The 19250-nt window shown below is 67.2% G+C and carries 20 protein-coding genes; 6 read left to right on the top strand and 14 right to left on the bottom strand.

Features of this window, described 5'->3' with window-relative positions; genetic code table 11:
- Nucleotides 1–259: 259 nt before the first annotated feature.
- Nucleotides 260–1018 carry a hypothetical protein gene (locus tag VGI62_RS01470; RefSeq protein ID WP_331502613.1) on the bottom strand — a complete coding sequence of 253 codons (759 nt, stop codon included), beginning with the start codon at nucleotides 1016–1018 and terminating at the stop codon, nucleotides 260–262.
- A 397-nt stretch (nucleotides 1019–1415) separates the two neighbouring features.
- Between VGI62_RS01470 and VGI62_RS01475 the strand changes: the two genes are divergently transcribed.
- Nucleotides 1416–2087: a hypothetical protein gene (locus VGI62_RS01475; protein WP_331502614.1), complete on the top strand. Its 672-nt coding sequence runs from the start codon at nucleotides 1416–1418 to the stop codon at nucleotides 2085–2087.
- 188 nt (nucleotides 2088–2275) lie between these two features.
- On the opposite strand, the gene VGI62_RS01480 is transcribed toward VGI62_RS01475, so the two are convergent.
- Complete coding sequence (locus VGI62_RS01480; RefSeq protein ID WP_331502615.1) at nucleotides 2276–2986, bottom strand: NUDIX hydrolase; 711 nt, start codon at nucleotides 2984–2986, stop codon at nucleotides 2276–2278.
- A 167-nt stretch (nucleotides 2987–3153) separates the two neighbouring features.
- On the opposite strand from VGI62_RS01480, the gene VGI62_RS01485 reads away from it, so the two are divergent.
- Nucleotides 3154–3822: a TMEM175 family protein gene (locus VGI62_RS01485; protein WP_331502616.1), complete on the top strand. Its 669-nt coding sequence runs from the start codon at nucleotides 3154–3156 to the stop codon at nucleotides 3820–3822.
- Here the strand turns inward: VGI62_RS01485 and rnr are convergent.
- Nucleotides 3819–6137: a ribonuclease R gene (gene rnr / locus VGI62_RS01490; protein WP_331502617.1), complete on the bottom strand. Its 2319-nt coding sequence runs from the start codon at nucleotides 6135–6137 to the stop codon at nucleotides 3819–3821. The genes VGI62_RS01485 and rnr overlap by 4 nt on opposite strands.
- A 214-nt stretch (nucleotides 6138–6351) precedes the next feature.
- Between rnr and VGI62_RS01495 the strand changes: the two genes are divergently transcribed.
- On the top strand, nucleotides 6352–7512 hold the full coding sequence (locus VGI62_RS01495; protein WP_331502618.1) for an iron-containing alcohol dehydrogenase: 1161 nt from the start codon (nucleotides 6352–6354) through the stop codon (nucleotides 7510–7512).
- Here the strand turns inward: VGI62_RS01495 and VGI62_RS01500 are convergent.
- The 7 genes from VGI62_RS01500 to VGI62_RS01530 form a co-directional block, all read right to left on the bottom strand.
- Nucleotides 7509–8309 (bottom strand): alpha/beta fold hydrolase, encoded by an 801-nt coding sequence (locus VGI62_RS01500; protein WP_331502619.1) that lies wholly within the window; start codon nucleotides 8307–8309, stop codon nucleotides 7509–7511. The genes VGI62_RS01495 and VGI62_RS01500 overlap by 4 nt on opposite strands.
- 470 nt (nucleotides 8310–8779) lie before the next feature.
- On the bottom strand, nucleotides 8780–11404 hold the full coding sequence (topA, locus tag VGI62_RS01505) for a type I DNA topoisomerase (protein ID WP_331502620.1): 2625 nt from the start codon (nucleotides 11402–11404) through the stop codon (nucleotides 8780–8782).
- 215 nt (nucleotides 11405–11619) lie between these two features.
- Complete coding sequence (locus tag VGI62_RS01510; protein ID WP_331502621.1) at nucleotides 11620–11904, bottom strand: hypothetical protein; 285 nt, start codon at nucleotides 11902–11904, stop codon at nucleotides 11620–11622.
- Between the two features lie 145 nt (nucleotides 11905–12049).
- Nucleotides 12050–12691 carry a glycerol-3-phosphate 1-O-acyltransferase PlsY gene (gene plsY / locus VGI62_RS01515; protein ID WP_331502622.1) on the bottom strand — a complete coding sequence of 214 codons (642 nt, stop codon included), beginning with the start codon at nucleotides 12689–12691 and terminating at the stop codon, nucleotides 12050–12052.
- Nucleotides 12692–12736: 45 nt separating this feature from the next.
- The gene (locus VGI62_RS01520) at nucleotides 12737–13039 is read right to left on the bottom strand and encodes an ArsR/SmtB family transcription factor (protein WP_331502623.1); all 303 of its coding nucleotides are present in this window, start codon (nucleotides 13037–13039) and stop codon (nucleotides 12737–12739) included.
- Nucleotides 13040–13094: 55 nt separating this feature from the next.
- On the bottom strand, nucleotides 13095–14387 hold the full coding sequence (gene pyrC, locus VGI62_RS01525) for a dihydroorotase (protein WP_331502624.1): 1293 nt from the start codon (nucleotides 14385–14387) through the stop codon (nucleotides 13095–13097).
- Nucleotides 14384–15364 carry an aspartate carbamoyltransferase catalytic subunit gene (locus tag VGI62_RS01530; protein ID WP_331502625.1) on the bottom strand — a complete coding sequence of 327 codons (981 nt, stop codon included), beginning with the start codon at nucleotides 15362–15364 and terminating at the stop codon, nucleotides 14384–14386. The genes pyrC and VGI62_RS01530 overlap by 4 nt, the downstream gene beginning before the upstream one ends.
- A 124-nt stretch (nucleotides 15365–15488) precedes the next feature.
- Here VGI62_RS01530 and VGI62_RS01535 point away from each other — a divergent pair, with 124 nt between their 5' ends.
- Nucleotides 15489–15998 carry a DUF1993 domain-containing protein gene (locus VGI62_RS01535; RefSeq protein WP_331502626.1) on the top strand — a complete coding sequence of 170 codons (510 nt, stop codon included), beginning with the start codon at nucleotides 15489–15491 and terminating at the stop codon, nucleotides 15996–15998.
- Nucleotide 15999: 1 nt separating this feature from the next.
- Here the strand turns inward: VGI62_RS01535 and VGI62_RS01540 are convergent, their stop codons facing one another.
- From VGI62_RS01540 to ruvX, 4 genes are all read right to left on the bottom strand, one after another.
- On the bottom strand, nucleotides 16000–16158 hold the full coding sequence (locus tag VGI62_RS01540; protein ID WP_331502627.1) for a hypothetical protein: 159 nt from the start codon (nucleotides 16156–16158) through the stop codon (nucleotides 16000–16002).
- Between the two features lie 87 nt (nucleotides 16159–16245).
- A complete protein-coding gene (locus tag VGI62_RS01545) occupies nucleotides 16246–16464 on the bottom strand; it encodes a hypothetical protein (protein ID WP_331502628.1) in 219 nt (72 codons plus the stop codon).
- Nucleotides 16448–16885 carry a MerR family transcriptional regulator gene (locus tag VGI62_RS01550; protein WP_331502629.1) on the bottom strand — a complete coding sequence of 146 codons (438 nt, stop codon included), beginning with the start codon at nucleotides 16883–16885 and terminating at the stop codon, nucleotides 16448–16450. The genes VGI62_RS01545 and VGI62_RS01550 overlap by 17 nt, the downstream gene beginning before the upstream one ends.
- Nucleotides 16886–16942: 57 nt before the next feature.
- Nucleotides 16943–17413 carry a Holliday junction resolvase RuvX gene (ruvX, locus tag VGI62_RS01555; protein ID WP_331502630.1) on the bottom strand — a complete coding sequence of 157 codons (471 nt, stop codon included), beginning with the start codon at nucleotides 17411–17413 and terminating at the stop codon, nucleotides 16943–16945.
- A gap of 70 nt (nucleotides 17414–17483) precedes the next feature.
- Between ruvX and gatC the strand changes: the two genes are divergently transcribed.
- Both gatC and gatA read left to right on the top strand, forming a co-directional pair.
- Nucleotides 17484–17771, top strand: a complete 288-nt coding sequence (gene gatC / locus VGI62_RS01560; RefSeq protein ID WP_331502631.1) for an Asp-tRNA(Asn)/Glu-tRNA(Gln) amidotransferase subunit GatC — start codon at nucleotides 17484–17486, stop codon at nucleotides 17769–17771.
- Nucleotides 17772–19244: an Asp-tRNA(Asn)/Glu-tRNA(Gln) amidotransferase subunit GatA gene (gene gatA, locus VGI62_RS01565; RefSeq protein WP_331502632.1), complete on the top strand. Its 1473-nt coding sequence runs from the start codon at nucleotides 17772–17774 to the stop codon at nucleotides 19242–19244.
- The last annotated feature ends 6 nt before the right edge of the window (nucleotides 19245–19250 follow it).

Raw genomic sequence — 19250 nt, forward strand, 5'->3', positions numbered from 1 at the left:
CTGGGCTTCGGCGGTCTCGGCGCGGTGCTGCGGTCTCGTCGTCGTTCCACGATCGTCGCAGCGTAGCCGCCCTCTTGGCCGAACTTTGCCGTGGCCGTCAAACGCTCGCGGCCGCTCTCGAATTAGACGGGAGCCGACCTCGTCCGACGCGTCCGGACCCTGGCGGGGCGAGGACGGGGCGGGAGCCGGCTCCCCGCCCGTCGGATGCCAATTGCGGAGAGAAACCCCCGATCGGCAGGCCGATCGGGGGATCCGCGGCCTAACGCGCCGGGACGATGCTCAGGTCCGGCTGATAACGAATGACCCGATAGTTCGTGCGCGCCACCATGCCGGCGGCTTCGGGCGGCAGCTGAGCTGCGGTTGCGGCCTTGCTGAACTCGGCCGGGAACCTGTCCAGGTCGGCGAAGGAGTCGAAGTACACCACGATATTGAACTCGTTGGGATCGCCGCCCAGGCCAGTCTGCGACACGAGCGCGCCCTTGGCGTTGGTTTTCGCGATGACCGCAGTGAGCGCCTTCAGGTTGCTCATGTAGGCTGAGACGTGACCCGGCATGACGCTCTGGGTCGAGAGGACCGCCACCTTGGCCTGATAGCCTGGCTTCGGCGCGACGCTGAGCTCCGGCCGCGGCGTGATCAGGTAGGTGCGCATGTCCAGGATCATCGACTGCCGCTTCGCCACCACCGCCGCGGTCTCGGCCTGACTGACACCGCTGGGCGGCGAGTCGTAGCTTGCGAGCCCGGTGATCGGCCGGACGAAGTAGACCTCGCCGCCGAGACCCATAGTCGTCGTCCAGGTCGAGCGGTCCTTGACCCCGCCCTTGATCCGCAGGGGATTGGATTCGTTCTTCACCCAGTCCCGGAAGGCCTGCTCCTGGCCCGGCTTCACGTGCAGGAGCGTGATCTCGATAGCCGGCGGCGCAGCAGCTTGCTGCGCCAGAGCCGCGCCCGGCGCCACCGCGGCGACAAGCAATCCACCAATGCCGACAAGAATACGTACAGCTCGCGTAACGTTCTTCATAGCGTGTCTTCCCCCGTGATTGCCTAATGGCTGGCTTCCAATCCTATCCCGTAGACAGATTACGGCTCGAATTGATTTCCAGTATTCTTCCAAGCGCACTCCATTGAAGGGAATGATTTCAAGAAATCATCTCGATAGCGGGTTTAAGTCTCGATCTCTCCCTCAGAGAGTGGACGTCCACATGTCTGTACGTGCTGTCCCCCCAACCGGCGCCGGAGATTCGTGTAACACGGCTCGGCGAACAAGCGCCATGGTCTGGGTTGTTTAGAACCGCCGGCCGACGAAAATCTCGGGCAAGGTTCTACCGCGGCCCGACTCTGGGTGTTCGCCCCTTTGCTGACATTCGGCGAATTAGGTTACATGAGCTCACCATAGCGATCCGCGGGGGGGCGGCGGCTTGGAGGTCCATCACAAACCGAAGCCGTGGCACGGCTGGCGCGAGTTCCTGAAGGAATACGCGATCATCGTGATCGGCGTGCTGACCGCCCTGGGGGCCGGTGAGGCTGTTCAGGCGCTTCATTGGCGCGCGGACGTCGCGGAGGCGCGGAAGGCCTTGGTTGACGAAGTGGGTGCGAACGCCCTTCTCAGCGCCCAGGGGGTTGAGGAGAGCCGATGCCTGCTGCGGAGGCTGGGCGAGTACACGACCTGGGCGAAGGGGGGGCCGCGGCCGGCCGTGCAACTGCAGGGTATACGGCTGAACGTGCCAAGTTCCACGGTCTGGAACGCCACGCAGGCCGCGCAATCGATTGGCCACATGCCTTTGAGGGAGCGATTGGCGTTCGCCCACTTCTATGCGGACGTCGTCAACCAGCAGGCGGTGTTCCAGTCGCTTCGCGCGGCATTTGTCGAACTTGCGCGGGACTCCGACAGGACCGAGCTGTCGCCCGACGAGGCGCACCGTGTGACTGGGGACGTCACAGCGCTGAGCATCTGGCTCAGCGTGCGCGGCATTACGGCGGCGGGCCTCGTCAAGGCCGCCAAGGATCTAGGAGTCGCCCGACCACCGATCCCTGACGCGGACCGGCAGCGCCTCGCCCAACTCTGTGGGACTTCAGGGGCGGGCCGCTAGTTTTCGCGGAGTGCGCAGCCCGAGCATCCCTGGGTCGAATTCCCGTCGGCCTTCCACAGCCCTGGCTGGGAAGCCCCTCGTCGGGATCCTGGGCGAACGGTTGCGCGGTGAGCTCCGCGGTTAACCAGCCTTTGTCGAGAACACGGTCCCCCTGACAGCAGTCCGTCGGCAGCGGCCTTTGATCGTCCCTAGAGGTGCATGGGCCGCATGGCGCGGTCCTTGTAGCGCAGGAAAGGCTTGGGGCGGGACGGATCGTCCATCCGCAGCACCGCTTCCTTCAACATCATGCGCGTGACGGTGGGGAGCGGCAGGGCCTGGGCCTCGTCAAAATCCACCCAGGCGATCTCCTCAAGTTCTCCACAGTCGGCCAGACGCTCGAGGCTCATCAGCCGTTCGGCCTCAGCTGAAAGGAACCAGGTGTCGAAGCGTTTTCCGACGCTTGGCGGGGTGATGGCGCGCGCGATGACGTCGAGCGCATCGAGGTCGGCCAGCGCGCCTTGCGCCACAAACTCACGCCAAGGCCCGGCTGCAGGCCGGACCGGGGCAGGGCGGGCGAGCAGCAGTCCGGTCTCCTCCCAGGTCTCACGTACGGCCGCCAGCGCCAGCGCACGCCCCCGGCCGGCCGGCAGGTAGGCGTCGAAGAGCGTATGCACGTCCGGCCGCATGTCGGTGGCGAAGGGCGCGCGATAGTCGGCCCGCTCGATGCGACCGCCTGGAAACACCCAGCGGTCGGGCATGAAGCTGTGGCCGCCGTGACGTTTGCCCATCAAGACGCGGGGCTTCTTCGCATCGCGCCGCACGATCATCACCGTGGCGGCGCTCTTCGGACGGACCGCGCGGGCTCCGGGGACCCGAGGCGGGCCCTCGGGCTTGCGGAATTGGCTTTCGGCTTCGCTCATCAAACAACTGTATGACCGCCCGCCCCGATGAGGAAACCCTGACCTTGCGGAACGTCGCCGGCGCGGCACTATGCCCCGAGGTCACGCGGGGACGGCGATGGCGCGGAGGGACCATGAGTGGCTGGGACTTTGCGAAGCGTGAAACCTAAGTCCGCTGGAGCCATGGCATGAGCGAACGCGGCGAAACCAACGTCACCAGGCACGAGACGATCGACGAGCGCCTGCTGAACAGGGTGATCTTCTTCACCGACGCAGTCTTCGCGATCGTGATGACCCTGATGATCCTCGATCTGAAGCCACCTCAGTTCGACAGCCCATTCGGCGCCGCCCACGCGGTGCAGGCGATGGCCAGCCATTTCCTGGCGCTGGTCATGAGCTTCTTCGTAATCGGGGTGTTCTGGATTGCGCACCTGTCGACCACGCGGCGCCTGCGCCGCTTCGACTGGGCGACGACTGTGGCCAACCTGATCTTCATGTTCCCGGTCTGCCTCATCCCCTTCGCCACGGCTTGGTGGGGGCGCGACCTGAATGCGCCGTTCCCGTGGGGCATGTATTGCGGAACCATGGTGGCGAGCTCGCTCGCCAACCTGGTCCTGGTGCTTACGGTCTCGCGCGACGAGGGGAGGCTCTTGGGCGGGATCTCCCGACAGGAGCGGGTCTATCGCGCCGCCCGCGCCGCCAGCCCCGGGATCGCCTTCGGCATGGGGATCGCGCTGATGGCGGTGCACCAGTTGGGTCTGGCGCATTTCAGCTGGCTGCTGATCCCAGCACAGATCTTTGTCTACGAGCGAACCCTCAAGCCCTCAAGCCCAGGACCGTCCGCGCCTAACGCCTAGGACCGCCTTTTTTTGCGGCCGTTGCGGATGTTCTTCGGACGCCCCGGTTGGCCTGGACGAGGTGGGCCTCGAAAGGCCCCGCCCGGCCGCCGATCGTTGCGCGCCCGCATGCCGAGCCGCGGCCGGGGCGCGGCCGGATCGGCCGGCGCGGGCTCACTGAGCATCTCGAACAGCAGGCCGCCGGTGAGCGGCGTCGCTTCGGCGAGCCTGACGCTCACCTGCATGCCGAGCGGCCAGCGGGCCCCGCTGAGTTCGCCAACCAGCGCATGCGCTCGGTCGTCGTGGACGAAATACTCGTGACCGAGCTTGGACACCGGGACGAGACCATCTGCGCCGGTCTCGTTCAGGCGCACGAACAGGCCGAAACGGGTGACACCGGTGATCCGCCCGTCAAACTCGGCTCCCACACGGTCAGCCAGGAAGGCGGCCACGTAGCGGTCGGTGGCGTCGCGCTCGGCAGCCATCGCCCGGCGCTCAGCGAAGGTGATGCTCTCGGCGGTGTCCTTCATCTTCTGGATATCGCGTTCGGAGAGCCCGTCGGCGCCCAGTGCCAAAGCGGTGATCAGGCCGCGGTGGACGATCAGGTCGGCGTACCTGCGGATCGGAGAGGTGAAGTGGGCGTACTTCGCCAGGTTCAGGCCGAAGTGGCCGATGTTCTCGGTCGAATAGATGGCCTGCATCTGGGTGCGCAGTACGACCTCGTTGATGATATCGCCGTTGGGGGTGTTGCGGGTCTCGTCCAGCAGCTTGTTGAAGCGGTCGGTGCGCGGCGCCTCGCCCTTCGACCAGGCGATCTCCAGCGTCTGCAGGAAATCGACCAGCGCCTGGACCTTCTCCTGGCTCGGCGTGTCGTGGATCCGGTAGATCAGCGGCGTCCGTTTGGCTTCCAGCGTCTCTGCGGCCGAGACGTTGGCCTGAATCATCATCTCCTCGATCAACTTGTGGGCCTCGAGGCCGGCGCGGGGCGTGATCGAGGCGACCTCACCCTCGCGGTTGATGACGATTCGCCGCTCGGCGCTCTCGATGGCCAGCGGCGAGCGGGCGTCGCGCCCCTTTTTCAGCACGGCGTAAGCGGCGTAGAGCGGCTGGAGGATGCTCTTCAGGATCGGCTCGGTCTGGCCGTCGGGCGTCCCGTCGGCGGCGGCCTGCGCCTGCTCGTAGGAAAGCTTCGCGGCCGAACGCATCAGGCCGCGAATGAAGGTGTGGGATCGCTTGCGGCCGTCGGCGCCGAACACCATCCGAACGGCCATGCAGGCGCGGTTCTCGCCTTCGCGGAGCGAACAGAGGCCGTTGGAGAGCACTTCGGGCAGCATCGGTTCGACGCGGTCGGGGAAGTAGACGCTGTTGGCCTTCTCGCGCGCCGTCTCGTCCAGCGCCGAGTTGGAGCGCACGTAGGCGGCGACGTCGGCGATGGCGACCCAGACGATCCAGCCGCCCGGGTTCTTAGGGTCGTCGTCTGGCTGGGCGAAGACCGCGTCGTCGTGATCGCGGGCGTCGGCCGGATCGATCGTGATGAAGGGGACGTTGCGCAGATCTTCACGGCCGGCCAGCGTGGGGGGCTGCGCCGTGGCGGCTTCCGCTTCGGCAGCGGCGGAGAAACCGGTCGGTATCCCATGGGCGTGGATGGCGAGCAGCGAGGCGGCGCGCGGCTCGTCCTCGCGCCCGATCACTTCCAGCAGCTTGCCGCGCTTCGGCCCATAGCGGGTCTCGGCGGTGGTGGCCTGAGCCAGCACAAGGTCGCCGTCTCGCAGCTCCTGGGCCTGCGGGTCGGTGAGCAGCAAGCTATCCTTCGAGCGCCGGTCGACCGGCTCCACGCGAACCTCGCGCCGCGCCTTGCGGATCACGCCGAGTACGCGCTGTCCGCCCGCGCCGAGCGATTTGATCAGCCGTGCTTCATGCTGGCCGTCCTCGAGCCTGGCGAAGCGCACGAGCAGGCGGTCGCCTATGCCGGGGGCCGGGCCGGTGTCGCCCTTGCGCGATGGGGCCAGGGTGACCAGCGGGGCGTCCTCGCCCTTGGTCAGGCGGACCAAGAGCTCACCGTCAGGATCGCGTTCGATGACGTCGACGACGCCGACCTCGGGCAAGGCGCCGGCCTCGGCGAAGCCGCGGCGCCCACGGCGTCCGAGCGTCCCGTCGGCTTCCATGGACTGCAACATCGCCCGGAGCGCGCGGCGCTCCTCGCCCTTCAGGGCGAAGGCCTTGGCGATGGCGGCCTTGTCGGTCTCACCGCTCTCGCGGACGTATTTCAGGAGCGTGTCTTTGTCGGGCAGTCCTTTCGGAAAGCGGGAAGATTTGGGTTGTCTGGGTTTAGGCATAAGGGGGTGCTTAGCACCTTTCATTGATTGTGAGACTTGGTAGGGGCGCGCAGACCCCGGCGACGCTCATCGGCATTTGGAGCGGAGCAGTCGTCGCGGCCGGTCTCGGCCCGCGATGCGCAGCGCTCATATAGGGCATTGGGGCGAGAATTGCACCTCAGGGACGCTGACTGCCCCCTATTGCCGGTAAGGTGCGTCCAGGAGGACCGGCCCCATGCTAAGCGGAACCCATCGATTTCCCCGCCAGGACCAGGTGTCCTACGGCCGTCCTGCTGCGGAGGTGCTGAAGGAACTCGCGGCCTCATATGGTTCGCGCCGGCTCCTGATTACGACCACGGCTTCGCTGGCCGACGGTTTGGCGGCGAAGACGGCGCACGCGCTCGGAGACATCTGCGTGGGTGTCTTCTCCGGGGTGAGCGCACATTCGCCGCGCGAGAGCGTGATCGCCGGCGCCGCTGAGGCTCGCAGGCTTGACGCTGACCTTCTCGTGGCGCTGGGCGGCGGTTCGGCGATCGACGCCACCAAGGTCATGCAGCTCTGCCTCTGGGGCGGCCTGACCAGGCCCGAGGAACTCGACCCTTACCGCGCCGGCCGCGGCGGCGAGCGCGAGCGAGTCGCTGGCCTGCCCGCAGGCGTCAGGATGCTTGCTGTGCCGACCACCCTCTCAGCAGCCGAGTTTACGCCGTTCGCTGGAGTCACCGACACGTCCAGGCACGCCAAGGAAAGCTACGGACACCCGCTGCTGGCGCCGCGGGCCGTCGTGCTCGACCCCGCCATGACGCTCTCCACTCCGCCGCAGCTATGGTTCTCGACCGGGTTGAAGGCGGTTGACCACGCCGTTGAGCAGCTCTGCAATCCGCAACGAGCGCCTTACGCCGACGCGCTCGCCGAAGATGGCCTGCGCCGGCTCGCCCAGGGTCTGACCGCATCCAAGGCCGATCCCACCGACCTCGATGCGCGTCTGCAATGCCAGTTCGGCATGTGGCTGGCGATCAGCGGTGCGGGCGCTGGGCGCGGGATGGGCGCAAGCCATGCCATCGGCCACACCCTGGGCGGCAGCTACGGCGTGCCGCACGGGATTACCTCGTGCGTGATGCTCTGGGCGGTGCTGAAGTGGAACGAGGGCGTGGGACCCCGGCGTCAGGCTTTAGTCAGCGACCTGATGGGCGCGAAGGGCGCCCCGGCGTCCGAAGCGGTGAAGCGACTCGCCTTGGGCCTGGGCCTCCCCACCGACCTGGCCAGCGTCGGCATCCGGCCCGACCAATTCGAGGCCATCGCCGAACACACTTTGCACGACGCCGGCATTCGTTCGAACCCGCGGCCGATCTTGGGCCCTGCCGACATCGTGGAGATATTGCAAATCGCCCGCGGCTAAGTCTCGGTCAGGAAGGCCGCCATGGCCGGGGCTGCAGTGCGGTCCTGGATCATGAACAGGTGGCCACCTTCGAAGAACTGCAGTTTCGCGCCCGGGATCTGTGCGGCCATCTTCTCCTGGGTGGCGGGGAGCGCGATCCCGTCGTGGCGGCCGGCGGCGATCAGCGTGGGGCACGCGATCTGCGGCAGCCGTTCCCAGGTGTCATGCGCGGCTCGGGCTTCGAGTTGGCGATGCGCCCCCATGGCGTGGCCGGGCTCCTCGGCGTAGGGATCGGCCGAGCCCATGGCGAGGAACAGGTCGTACTGGTCCGGATGGTCCTTCGCCCAGGCATCGTCGCGGCGGGTGTCGCTGATCGGGATCAGGTAGCGAGCTCGGGCCTCGCCCTTCAGGTGCTCGATCTCGTGAAACGGGAATGACGCCCCGCCTGCGCCGCCCGGCGAAGTGCAGGCCAGGACCAGGCGCTTTACCCGTCCGGGATGCCGCAGCGCCAGCTCCTGGGCCACCATCCCGCCGAACGAGACCCCGATCACTAGCGCCTGGTCCCAGAATTGCTCGGCCATCAAGGCGGCTGCGTCGTCGGCGTAGTCGGCCATGGAGTAGGGGATGTCCGGCTTCTCCGACTGGCCCAAGCCTCGCTGGTCGTAGGCCAGGAGATCGAACCGTTTGGCCAGCGGCCCTTCGAAGACGTTGGGCTTGTTGCGCAAGTCCCCGCCGGTCCCGGATATGAACAGCAGGGGCGGCCCGCTACCGGCGCGCTCAAAGTGGAATCTGAGGCCGTTGGCCTGCGCGTAGGGCATCACGAGCTCCGCCGTCCCCCCGCAATGGCGGGGACCAAGCCACCGAGGGTTGAAGCCTAGTTGGCTACGCGAAACCAGCCCAGACGGTAAACAGCTCCCCGGAACCTATGCAGTCCGCTCGTAGCTAAAGCTACGCCGCGGCCTTGCTGTCCGGTTCCTGCTTCGCCGAGATCCGTTTCACGCGAGGCTTGTGTCCCGCGCCGGAGCGTACCTCTCCACAGGCAGCCACCGCAGAGCTTGCGGCCAGTCGTTCGAGATTTCGCGCGGCGTTGGGGTCGCGATCGGCCGCATAGCCGCGGGTGTCGCATGTGATGTGAAGATCGCTGCGACAGCATGTCGTCCGACTACGCCCTCGATACGTCAGGATCGGACGCAGCCTCGGCCGCGGCCCGCTGCACGCCGGCCAACAGCGTCTGGGTCTTGCGCGACATCGCACCGGCAAGCGCAGGCCGCTGCAACGGCTCTCGAAGTCAGGCGGTTGCGGCCTTCTTCGCCGCCGTCTTCTTGGCAGGCTTCTTCTTCGCGGGAGACTTCCTGGCCGGAACCTTGGCGGCCGCCGCCTTCGGCGTCGCCTTGGCCTTGGCGGCGCGAGCCGGCTTTTTCTTACCGCCGCCTTTCGCGGCGCGTTCGGCGAGCAGCGCCACCGCCTGTTCCAGGCCAATCGCCTGCGGGTCGGTCCCGCGCGGCACGTTGGCGTTGGTGGAGCCGTGCTTGATGTAGGGGCCATAGCGGCCCGAGAGCACGCGGATCGGAGCGCCGTCGGCCGGGTGGGCGCCCAGGTCCTTCAGCGCCGTGGCCGCACCGTTGCGACCCACGCCGCCGGCGCGCTTTTCGGCCAGCAGGGTGACGGCCCGATTGAGGCCCACGTCGAATACCTCATCGGCGCCGGACAGATTGGCATAGGTGCCCGCGTGCAGCACGAAGGGCCCGTAGCGGCCGATGCCGGCGGTGATCGGCTGTTTGTCCTCGGGATGCAGCCCGACCTCGCGCGGCAGGCGCAGCAGGCGCAGGCCCTTCTCCAGGTCCATATCCGGCGCCGACCAGCCCTTGGGCAGGCTGGAGCGCTTCGGCTTCTCGCCTTCGCCCAACTGCACGTAGGCCCCGAAGCGGCCGGACTTCAGGAAGACCGTGAGGCCGGTCTCAGGGTCGACGCCCAGCTCGCGGTCGCCCGAGGGCGCGTCGCCCTCCTCGGTCTCAGCGATGGGGCGGGTGAAGCGGCATTCCGGGTAGTTCGAGCAGCCGACGAAGGGGCCGAACCGGCTGGTTTTCAGACCAAGCCGCCCTGAGCTGCAGTTCGGGCAGGCCCGCGGATCAGAACCGTCGGCTTTCGGAGGATAGAGGAAGGGCGCAAGCGCGCCGTCGAGCGCATCCAGCACCTCGCGGGTCGAGACCTTCAGCACCTCTTCGGTCTTCGGGTGGAAGTCCTGCCAGAACTCGCGCAGCAGCGCCTTCCAGTCGAGGTCCCCCGCCGAGACGAGGTCCAGCTTTTCTTCGAGCGCTGCGGTGAAGTCGTATTCCACGTAGCGGCGGAAGAACTCCTCCAGGAAGATCGTGACCAGCCGGCCCTTGTCCTCGGGAATGAAGCGGTTCTTCTCCATCCGCACGTAGGACCGGTCGCGCAATACGGTCAGGATCGAGGCATAGGTCGAGGGTCGCCCGATGCCGAGCTCCTCCATTTTCTTGACCAGGCTGGCTTCCGAGTAGCGTGGCGGCGGCTCGGTGAAGTGCTGGTCGGCGCGCGCGGCGATCGTCCGGGCGCCTGCCCCTTGCGTCACGGCCGGCAGCTTGGAGACAGCCTCTTCCTCGGGGTCGTCACGGCCTTCCTCGTAGACCGCCAGGTAGCCGTCAAAGAGCGTCACGTCGCCGGAGGCCCTGAGCGCGGTCTGCCCGTCGGAGCTTTCCAGGTCGATGGTCGTGCGCTCGATGCGCGCACTTTCCATCTGCGAGGCGATCATCCGCTTCCAGATCAGCTCGTAGAGCCGGCCGAGGTCGGGATCGAGGCGCAGTTTGCCAGGGTTGCGGGCCAAGCTCGTCGGACGGATCGCCTCGTGGGCCTCCTGGGCGTTCTTGGCCTTGGTGGAATAGATCCGGGCTTTGTCCGGGACATACTCGCGGCCGTAGAGCCCGCCGATCACGTCGCGAGCCTCGTCCAGCGCCTCGGGGGCGGTCTGCACGCCGTCGGTCCGCATGTAGGTGATCAGGCCGACGGTCTCGCCGCCGATGTCGATGCCCTCGTAGAGTCTCTGGGCGGCCTGCATGGTCCTCTGCGCGTTGAAACCCAGCTTGCGGGCGGCCTCCTGCTGCAGGGTCGAGGTGGTGAAGGGTGGCGGCGGCGAGCGCCGGGCGGGCTTCTTCTCCACCGCGGCGACGGTGAAGGTTGCGGCCTTGACGGCATCGCGCGCTGCAAACGCCGAGGTCTCGTTGGCCAGGTCGAACTTGGTTAGGCGCTTGCCCTCATGCTTGGTCAGCCGCGCCAGGAACGGGTCGCCGCCGGCCGAAACGTCAGCCTCCACGGTCCAGTATTCCTGGGTCTTGAACTTCTCGATCTCGATCTCGCGGTCGACGACGAGACGCAGCGCCACGGATTGCACGCGCCCGGCCGAACGAGAGCCCGGGAGCTTGCGCCACAGCACCGGAGAAAGCGTGAAGCCCACCAGGTAATCCAGCGCGCGGCGAGCCAGGTAGGCGTCCACCAGCTCCATGTCGATGTCGCGAGGGGCCTTCATGGCCTCGGTGACCGCCGTCTTGGTGATGGCGTTGAAGGTCACCCGTTGCACGGTGACCCCGGCGAGCGCCTTCTTCTTCTTGAGCACCTCCAACACATGCCAGGAGATCGCTTCGCCCTCGCGGTCCGGGTCGGTGGCCAAGATCAGCTTGTCGCAGCCCTTGGCGGCCGCGGCGATTTCGTTCAGCCGCTTGGCGGCCTTGGCGTCGACATCCCAGCTCATGGCGAAGTCGTCGTCCGGGCGCACCGAGCCGTCCTTGGCCGGCAGGTCGCGGACGTGACCGTAAGACGCCAGGACTTTGTAGTCAGAGCCCAGGTACTTGTTGATGGGTTTGGCTTTGCCCGGGCTTTCGACGACGACGATGTTCATGCGAGGGCAGTCTGCTGTTCCGTAGGCAGTGCGCCCGGCCTGGGCCGGGTTCCTGAGGGAGGCGGAAAGTGGGGGCGGCCCCTAGGCCCTGTCAACGGGCCTTGAAGCGCCGCGCGGGCGAGCCCCCTAAAGGGGCTCCTTTTTTCAGGGAGCACACGCGGAAAGGCCGGCGCCCAACGACGCCGGCCCAATCGTCTATAGGTATCGGTGGGCGATCAGCCGGCGGGGGGCGGAGGCGGGCGGCGTGCGGGCATCTTCGCCATAGCGTCCTTGCAGGCCGCGCTCAGCTTGTCGTTGTTTTCGCGCATGCACATCATCCTCTCGCGGCCCTCCTTGCCGTCGCAAAAGGTTTTCATGTCGGCCGCGCAGGCCTGGCGCATGGCTTGACGTGCGGCCTGCTGTTCCGGGGTGGGGGCAGGCCCGCCGCCGGGGGCTTCTTGGGCGAGGGCTGAGCCGCCGAGAGCGAGGGCGGCCAGCGCCACCGCGATTTGAAGCTTCATGGGGTTGGTCTCCGACTTGGTTGGGTCTTCACCATAGGTGCAGCCCCCGCCGGCAGTGTTTCGGATCGGTACGGTTAGATTGCGGCCACTATGTTACGGAAACCAGACGGCCGGGTCGCAACCGGGCCTGCCAGGGCCCCCAGGGTCACGACGTGGCGCTCTTCTTCCCCCCGATCCGTGGCTCGGCGCCGGCCAGCAGGCGTCGGATATTGGGCAGGTGGCGGATGTAGATCAGCACTCCCATGACCGCAGCCAGCACGGCTATCGGCGTGGGGCGGTGAACCAAGAACACCAAAAGAGGCGCCAGCAACGCCGCCGTCAGGCCGGCGAGGGACGAAATCCGGAACACCGCCGCCATCAAGATCCAGGTCGCCCCGGCCAACAGGCCAACAGGCCAGGCCGCCGCCAAGAGCGTACCGAAGTACGTCGCCACCCCCTTGCCGCCCTTGAAGCCCAGCCAGACTGGGAAGAGATGCCCGAAGAAAGCCGCGCCGCCCGCCAGGCTGGTCAGCACCGCCTGAGTCGCCTCGCCCTGGGCGCGGGTGGCCAGCCAGGCGAACAGCACCGCCACTGCGCCCTTGCCGCCATCGCCCAGCAAGGTCAGCGCGGCCAGGTCGCGGCGCCCGGAGCGCAGCACATTGGTCGCCCCGATATTGCCTGAGCCGATGGCCCGCGGGTCGCCGGCGCCCGCCAGCTTCATAACGATCACCCCGAACGGGATCGACCCCAGCAGGTAGCCGCCGAGCACGGCGCAGGCGATCTGGATGGTGCTCAAGCCTTCGAACATTGACGCTCCCCTTGCGGGATTCGTAACCCACCGTCCGCCCCGGGCCTAGACCTCCCTGGAAAAGGCCGCCTTCAGGGCGGCGATCCGCGACTCGTTACGCCGATAGAAGGTCCACTGCTTGATGCGTTTGGGCGTCACCAACTCCGCCTGCGCGAGAATACGCATGTGCTCGCTCAGAGTCGGCTGGGTCACGCCAAGCTTCTCCGCGATCAGTACGGCGCAGACGCCGTCATCGACCAGATCGCCGTCCACCTGCTCACGGAAGTGCGCGCGGGGGTCCTTCAGCCATTCCAGGATCAGCAGGCGTCGGTCGTTTCCAAGCGCTTTCAGGGCGTCGACGATATACATATCGGCGAATGGCTAACTGACGATGCGCCGCCGGTCCAGTGCGTGCGGCGGCGCCCTAGCCGGCGAACACGGTGCGCCCGTCCACCACGGTCCGCAGCACCTTGCCCTGCAGCCGACGGCCGTCAAAGGGCGAGTTCTTGGATTTCGAGATCAGCTTGTCCGCGTCGATCAGTAGCGGGGCGTTCAGGTCGCACAGCACCAGATCGGCCGGCGCGCCCTTGGCCAGTCGGCCCGCCTCCAGGCCCAGCAACTCGGCCGGCGCGCAGGTGACCGTGCGGATCAGGTCGATCAGCGGGATGCGGTCCTCGTGGTGGAAGGTCAGCAGCGCGGGCAGGAGCGTTTGCAGACCCACCGCGCCCGGCGCCGCCTCGTCGTAGGGCAGGCGCTTGTCCTCGGCCGGCGCCGGGGCGTGGGCCGAGACCACCACCTGGATCAGTCCGGTCGCGACCGCCTCAATCACCGCCTGGCGGTCGTCCTCGCTCCTGAGCGGCGGGTCGAGCTTACAGAAGGTGCGGTAGTCGCCGATATCGATCTCGTTGAACGACAGGTGGTTGATCGAGGTGGTGGCGGTGATCGCCAGGCCTTTGTCGCGGCCCCGCTTCAGGCTCTCCAAAGCCGACGCCGTGGTCACCTGGTCAACCAGCAGCCGACTGCCCGTGAGCTCCACTAGAGCCAGATCCCGCTCGAGCATGATTTTCTCGGCGATCGCCGGGACGCTGGGCAGACCCATCCGCGAGGCGAACTCACCCTCGCTGGCCGCCGCCCCCGCCGAAAGCCAGGGGTCCGCCGGCCGGTGCGCGACCAGCACGCCGAACGCCTTGGCGTAGGAGAGCACGCGCCGCATCACTTTGGAGTCGACGATCGGCCGGTCGGCGTCGGAGATGTAGAGACAGCCTGCCTCGGTCATCAGGCCGATCTCCGCCATTCGCTCGCCGCGCGCGCCCTTGGTAGCGGCCCCGGCCACGTGGACCTTGACCAGTTCGATGTCGCGGGCCCGCCTGAGAATGAAGTCGACGACGGAGGGCTCGTCGATCACCGGGTCGGTGTCCGGCTGCAGCACGATGGACGTCACCCCGCCCGCCGCCGCCGCCCGGGCCGCGGATTTCAGCGTCTCTTTGGTCTCGGTCCCTGGCTCGCCTGTCTTGACCCGGATGTCCACCAGTCCAGGCAAGAGCAGCGCACCCTTGCCATCGACCACCTCGACATCCCTGGACAACGCCCCCAGATCGCCGCCCTTCACCACGTCGGCGATGACCCCCTCGGTAACGATCAGGGCGCCCGGCCCGTCGTAGCCGCTGGCCGGATCCACCAGCCGCACGTTGGTGAAGGCGATGGGCTTGCCGCTCATCGTGCGTTCTCAAGCCGTGCGGCCAGGGAGGTCAGCACCGCCATCCGTGCGGCGACGCCCATCTCCACCTGGTCCTGGATCAGGCTGACGGAGAGGTCGTCGGCGACGTCTGAGTCGATCTCGACACCGCGGTTCATCGGTCCAGGATGCATCACCCGCACATGCGGCGCGGCGAAAGCCAGCTTCTCCCGGTCGAGGCCGAAGAAGCGGAAATACTCGCGTTGCGATGGGGCCATAACGCCATCCATGCGCTCGAGCTGCAGGCGCAGCATCATCACCACATCGCATCCAGCGATGCCCTCGCGCATGCGGTGGTGGATGGCGACGTTCCAGCGCTCGGCCTGGGCCGGTATCAAGGTCGGCGGGCCAACCAGCCGGACCTCCGCGCCCAGCATCTGCAGGAGCGCCACATTGGAGCGCGCCACTCGACTGTGCAGGACGTCGCCACAGATCGCCACCTTCAGGCCCGCGATGCGCCCGAACGATCGGCGCATGGACAGGGCGTCCAGCAGCGCCTGCGTCGGATGCTCGTGCTGCCCATCCCCGGCATTGATCACCGAACAGCTGACCTTCTGCGAGAGCAGGCTGGCGGCGCCCGACGAAGAGTGGCGCACCACCAGCAGGTCCGGCTGCATCGCGTTCAAGGTGACCGCGGTGTCGATCAGCGTCTCGCCCTTGGCGATCGACGACGAGCGCGGGCTCATGTTGACCACGTCGGCGCCCAAGCGCTTGCCCGCCAACTCGAAGGAGCTCTGGGTCCGTGTCGAATTCTCGAAGAACAGGTTCATCAGCGTCCTGCCTTTCAGCAGGTCGAGCTTCTTCGAGGTCTGCCGGTTCAGGCTGACGAATCCGTCCGCCAGGTCGAGCAGGTTTGCGACCTCGACTTCGTTGAGGTCGGTCGCTGATAGGAAATGGCGTTTGGGAAAGGAGAAGGTCCTTTGCAGGACCTCGTTCAAACCGGGCGGGGCCGTAGTCATTAAAGCGCCGTCTTAGAGCCCGTCGGCCCACAAGGGAAGGGCCGCGTTGCGTGCCTTGAGTTCGCCGCCTCCCGACGCCTAGGGTTCGACCCGCCGCCGGCCAGATTCGCCCACCGGAGCCGCCATGTCCGTCAACCTCTTCACCTTCGTCGGCCTTTATTCGCGCCTCCTCGACACCGCCGCCCACCTCCTGAAGAAGGGCGCCGCGCACGCCGTGGCCACCGGCGTTTCCGAAAACGAAATGCTCGACTGGCGTCTGATCGACGACATGCAGCCGCTTCGCTTCCAAGTGATGGTGGTCTGCAATTTCTCGCGGCAGTGGCCGGCGAGAGTGGCCGGTCTTGCCTTGCCAGCGGAGGTCGGCGCCGACCTGAGTCTCGCCGACTTCCTGGCCGCCATCGCCGAAGCCAAGGCCTATTTGGCGGCCCTGACCCCCGACCAGTTCGCCGGGCGCGACGATGTTCCGCTGACAGTCATGATCGGCACGGGGATGGAACCGACACTTCCGGCGGCTCAGTGGCTGACCGTCTTTGCGACCACCAACCTCTATTTCCATCTCTCGACGGCCTACGGGATCCTCCGCTCCAGGGGCGTCGAGATCGGCAAGGTGGACCTGTTCGCGGGCGGGCTTTAGCTCAGCCGGCCCGCGAACCCTGCTCGCGCAGGGCTGCGATCAGCCAGCCTTGGCCGGCTCGGACGAGCACAGCGGTGGCGAGGCCCTGTTCCGCCGCCCTCGCGCCACCCTGCGGCGTGTGCGCGCCGCGGATGGACCACTCGCCGTCCACGACCATCACGCCAGGCGCCGCCACCCTCGACCGTAGGGGCTTTGAAGCCCCCCTGGCTGCCGGCGTAGCCCATGGCGAACGCCTGGGCGTAGAAGGCTAAAATGTGAGCGCGGCCCTCGGCGTGGAGGCCGGTCGGATTGGTGAATCGCCGTCTGGACAGAAGAAGCCCGCGATGGCGGCCGCGTCGGCTCGGTTCCACGCCCGCACATAGCCTCGCTGCAGCACCTCGACCGCTGGGTCCGCCGCGGCCGCGGCGTGGACCGTGATCGTCGCCAAAGCCACGGCCGCAAGCGCTCCTCTACGGACGGGCGACATGGACGCCTCCGGAGTGCGACGGGAAATCGGCTAGCACGGGGCAGCCGCCCGCAGCGGATCTCGCCCGGCAGCCGGTGATAAAGCTCTCCAGTCTCGCCTGCTGTTCGGCAAGCGCACGAAGCTCGACCCGCACGCCGGCCAGCTTGGCCTCGGCGGTCTCGCGGACGACCGCACAGAACGTCCCGGGTCCATCGCCGGCGCGGGCGAGAAGGCGCTCGACGTCCTTCAGGGTGAAACCAAGACCCTGGGCAAGCCGAACGTAGCGCAGGATCCGCACAGCCTCGTCGTCGTAGTGACGATAGCCGCCGTCGGCGGGGCGGGCCAGCCTCGGCAGTACGCCACGGCGCTCGTAGAAGCGAATGGTCTCGACGCCCACGCCCGCCTCGCGGGCCAGGCGTCCGATGGTCCGGCGCCGCATCATGCTCTGTCGCCTCCTTCACATCGAAGGCATTTCTAGCCTCCGTACCTCGGTACGGAGTCAAGTCGCCGCGCGCAGGCGCTCCAGCGCGCCTTGCAGGATCCAGGCGGCGGCCATCTTATCCACCAGGTCGGCCCGCCGGGATCTTGTGACATCGGCCTCGTCGATCAGCACCCGATTGACCGCCATGGAACTCATCCGCTCGTCCCAGAAGGCGATCGGCAGGTCCTGGAGCCGCAGCAGATTGCGGGCGAAGGCGCGGCTGGACTGGCATCGCGGGCCTTCCGTGCCATCCATGTTGACCGGGAGCCCGATGATGATCGCCGCTGCGCCGCGGCTTTCCATCAGCTTGAACAGCGCCTTCGCGTCGTTGGTGAATTTGGTCTTGCGGATCAGCTCCATGGGCGTGGCGACCGTTCGCGTTGCGTCGGAGACGGCCACGCCGATCGTCTTTTCCCCCAGGTCCAAGCCCACGATCGGCGCATAGGCGCTCAGCTGGGCGGGGAGTTCGAGGAGGTCTACGACGGCCATCGGCCACCCATAGCTTGCAAAACCACCCGCCGCACGGCTAACCCACGCCCTTGAGTTTGAGGAGGATGGCATGACCATCGACGCGGCGACCGTGCGCAAGGTCGCCAGGCTGGCGAGGATCGCCGAGCCTGAGGAGAAGCTTGAGGGCCTGGCCAGGGAACTCTCGGCCATCATCGACTGGATCGAGCAGCTGAACGAGGTCGACACTGACGGCGTCGAGCCGATGGCGTCGGCTGTGCACATGCCCGCGCCCATGCGCGACGACGTGGTCACCGAAGGCGGCGATCCGGAGCTCGTGCTCTCCAACGCCCCCAAGCGGGCGGGTAACTTCTTCGTCGTCCCCAAGGTGGTCGAATAGATGACTGAGTTTACCTCGCTCACGCTCAAGGCCGCCCTGGAGGGCTTGAAGTCCAAGGCCTTCTCCTCTGTCGAGCTCACCCAGGCGCACGTCGAGGCCGTCGAAGCCGCACGCGCGCTCAACGCCTACGTTCTGGAGACTCCGGAACAGGCGCTGGCGATGGCCAAGGCTTCGGACGATCGCCGAGCGGCTGGGACGGCGGGGCCACTGGACGGCGCGCCACTGGGTATCAAGGACCTCTTCTGCACCAAGGGCGTGCGATCGACCGCCGGCTCGAAAATCATCGGCGAGTTCACGCCGACCTACGAATCGACCGTCACCGCCAATCTCTGGCGCGATGGGGCCGTCATGCTGGGCAAGCTCAACATGGACGAGTTCGCCATGGGCTCGTCCAACGAGACCTCGGCCTGGGGACCGGTGGTCAATCCCTGGCGCTCGAGCGGCGGCAACGCCAAGCTGACGCCCGGCGGGTCCTCCGGCGGCTCGGCCTCGGCGGTCGCCGCCGAGCTCTGCCTGGGCGCAACAGCCACCGATACCGGCGGCTCGATCCGCCAGCCGGCCTCTTTCACCGGCACGGTTGGTATCAAGCCCACCTATGGCCGCTGCTCGCGCTGGGGCGTCGTGGCCTTCGCCTCTTCGCTGGACCAGGCGGGGCCGATGGCGCGCACCGTCGAGGACGCCGCCCTCCTGCTGACTTCGATGGCCGGTCATGACCCGAAGGACTCCACAAGCCTGGCGGTCGAAACGCCTGACTTCGCGTCGTTCGTCGGCAAATCGGTGAAGGGCCTGCGCGTCGGCGTGCCACGCGAATACCGCGTGGACGGGATGCCCGCCGAGATCGAAGCGCTCTGGGAGCAGGGAATCGCCTGGCTGAAGGACGCCGGCTGCGAGATCGTCGAGATCTCCCTGCCTCACACTAAGTATGCCCTGCCGGCCTACTACATCGTAGCCCCGGCCGAGGCGTCGTCGAACCTAGCCCGCTACGATGGCATGCGTTACGGCCTGCGCGTCGACGGCGGAAACCTGACGGAGACCTATGAAAATTCGCGCGCCGAAGGCTTCGGCGCCGAGGTCAAGCGCCGGATCCTGATCGGCACCTATGTGCTCTCGGCCGGCTATTACGACGCCTATTACCTGAAGGCGCTGAAGGTTCGCCGCCGCATCGCCGACGACTTCGACCAGGCGTTCGAAAAGGTCGACGCGCTCCTGACGCCGACGGCTCCTTCGGCCGCCTTCAGCCTGGGCGACAAGTCGGACGACCCGGTCGCCATGTACCTGAACGACATCTTCACGGTCACCGTGAACCTCGCCGGACTGCCCGGGATGAGCGTGCCGGCCGGCCTCGACGCCTCGGGCCTCCCGCTTGGCCTGCAGCTGATCGGCCGCGCGCTCGACGAAAGCACCCTGTTCTCGCTGGGCGGCGCGCTGGAGAAGGCTGCGGACTTCCGGGCCAAGCCGCAAAAATGGTGGTGATCCGCC

The sequence above is a fragment of the Phenylobacterium sp. genome, assembly GCF_036495085.1.
Classification (GTDB): domain Bacteria; phylum Pseudomonadota; class Alphaproteobacteria; order Caulobacterales; family Caulobacteraceae; genus Phenylobacterium.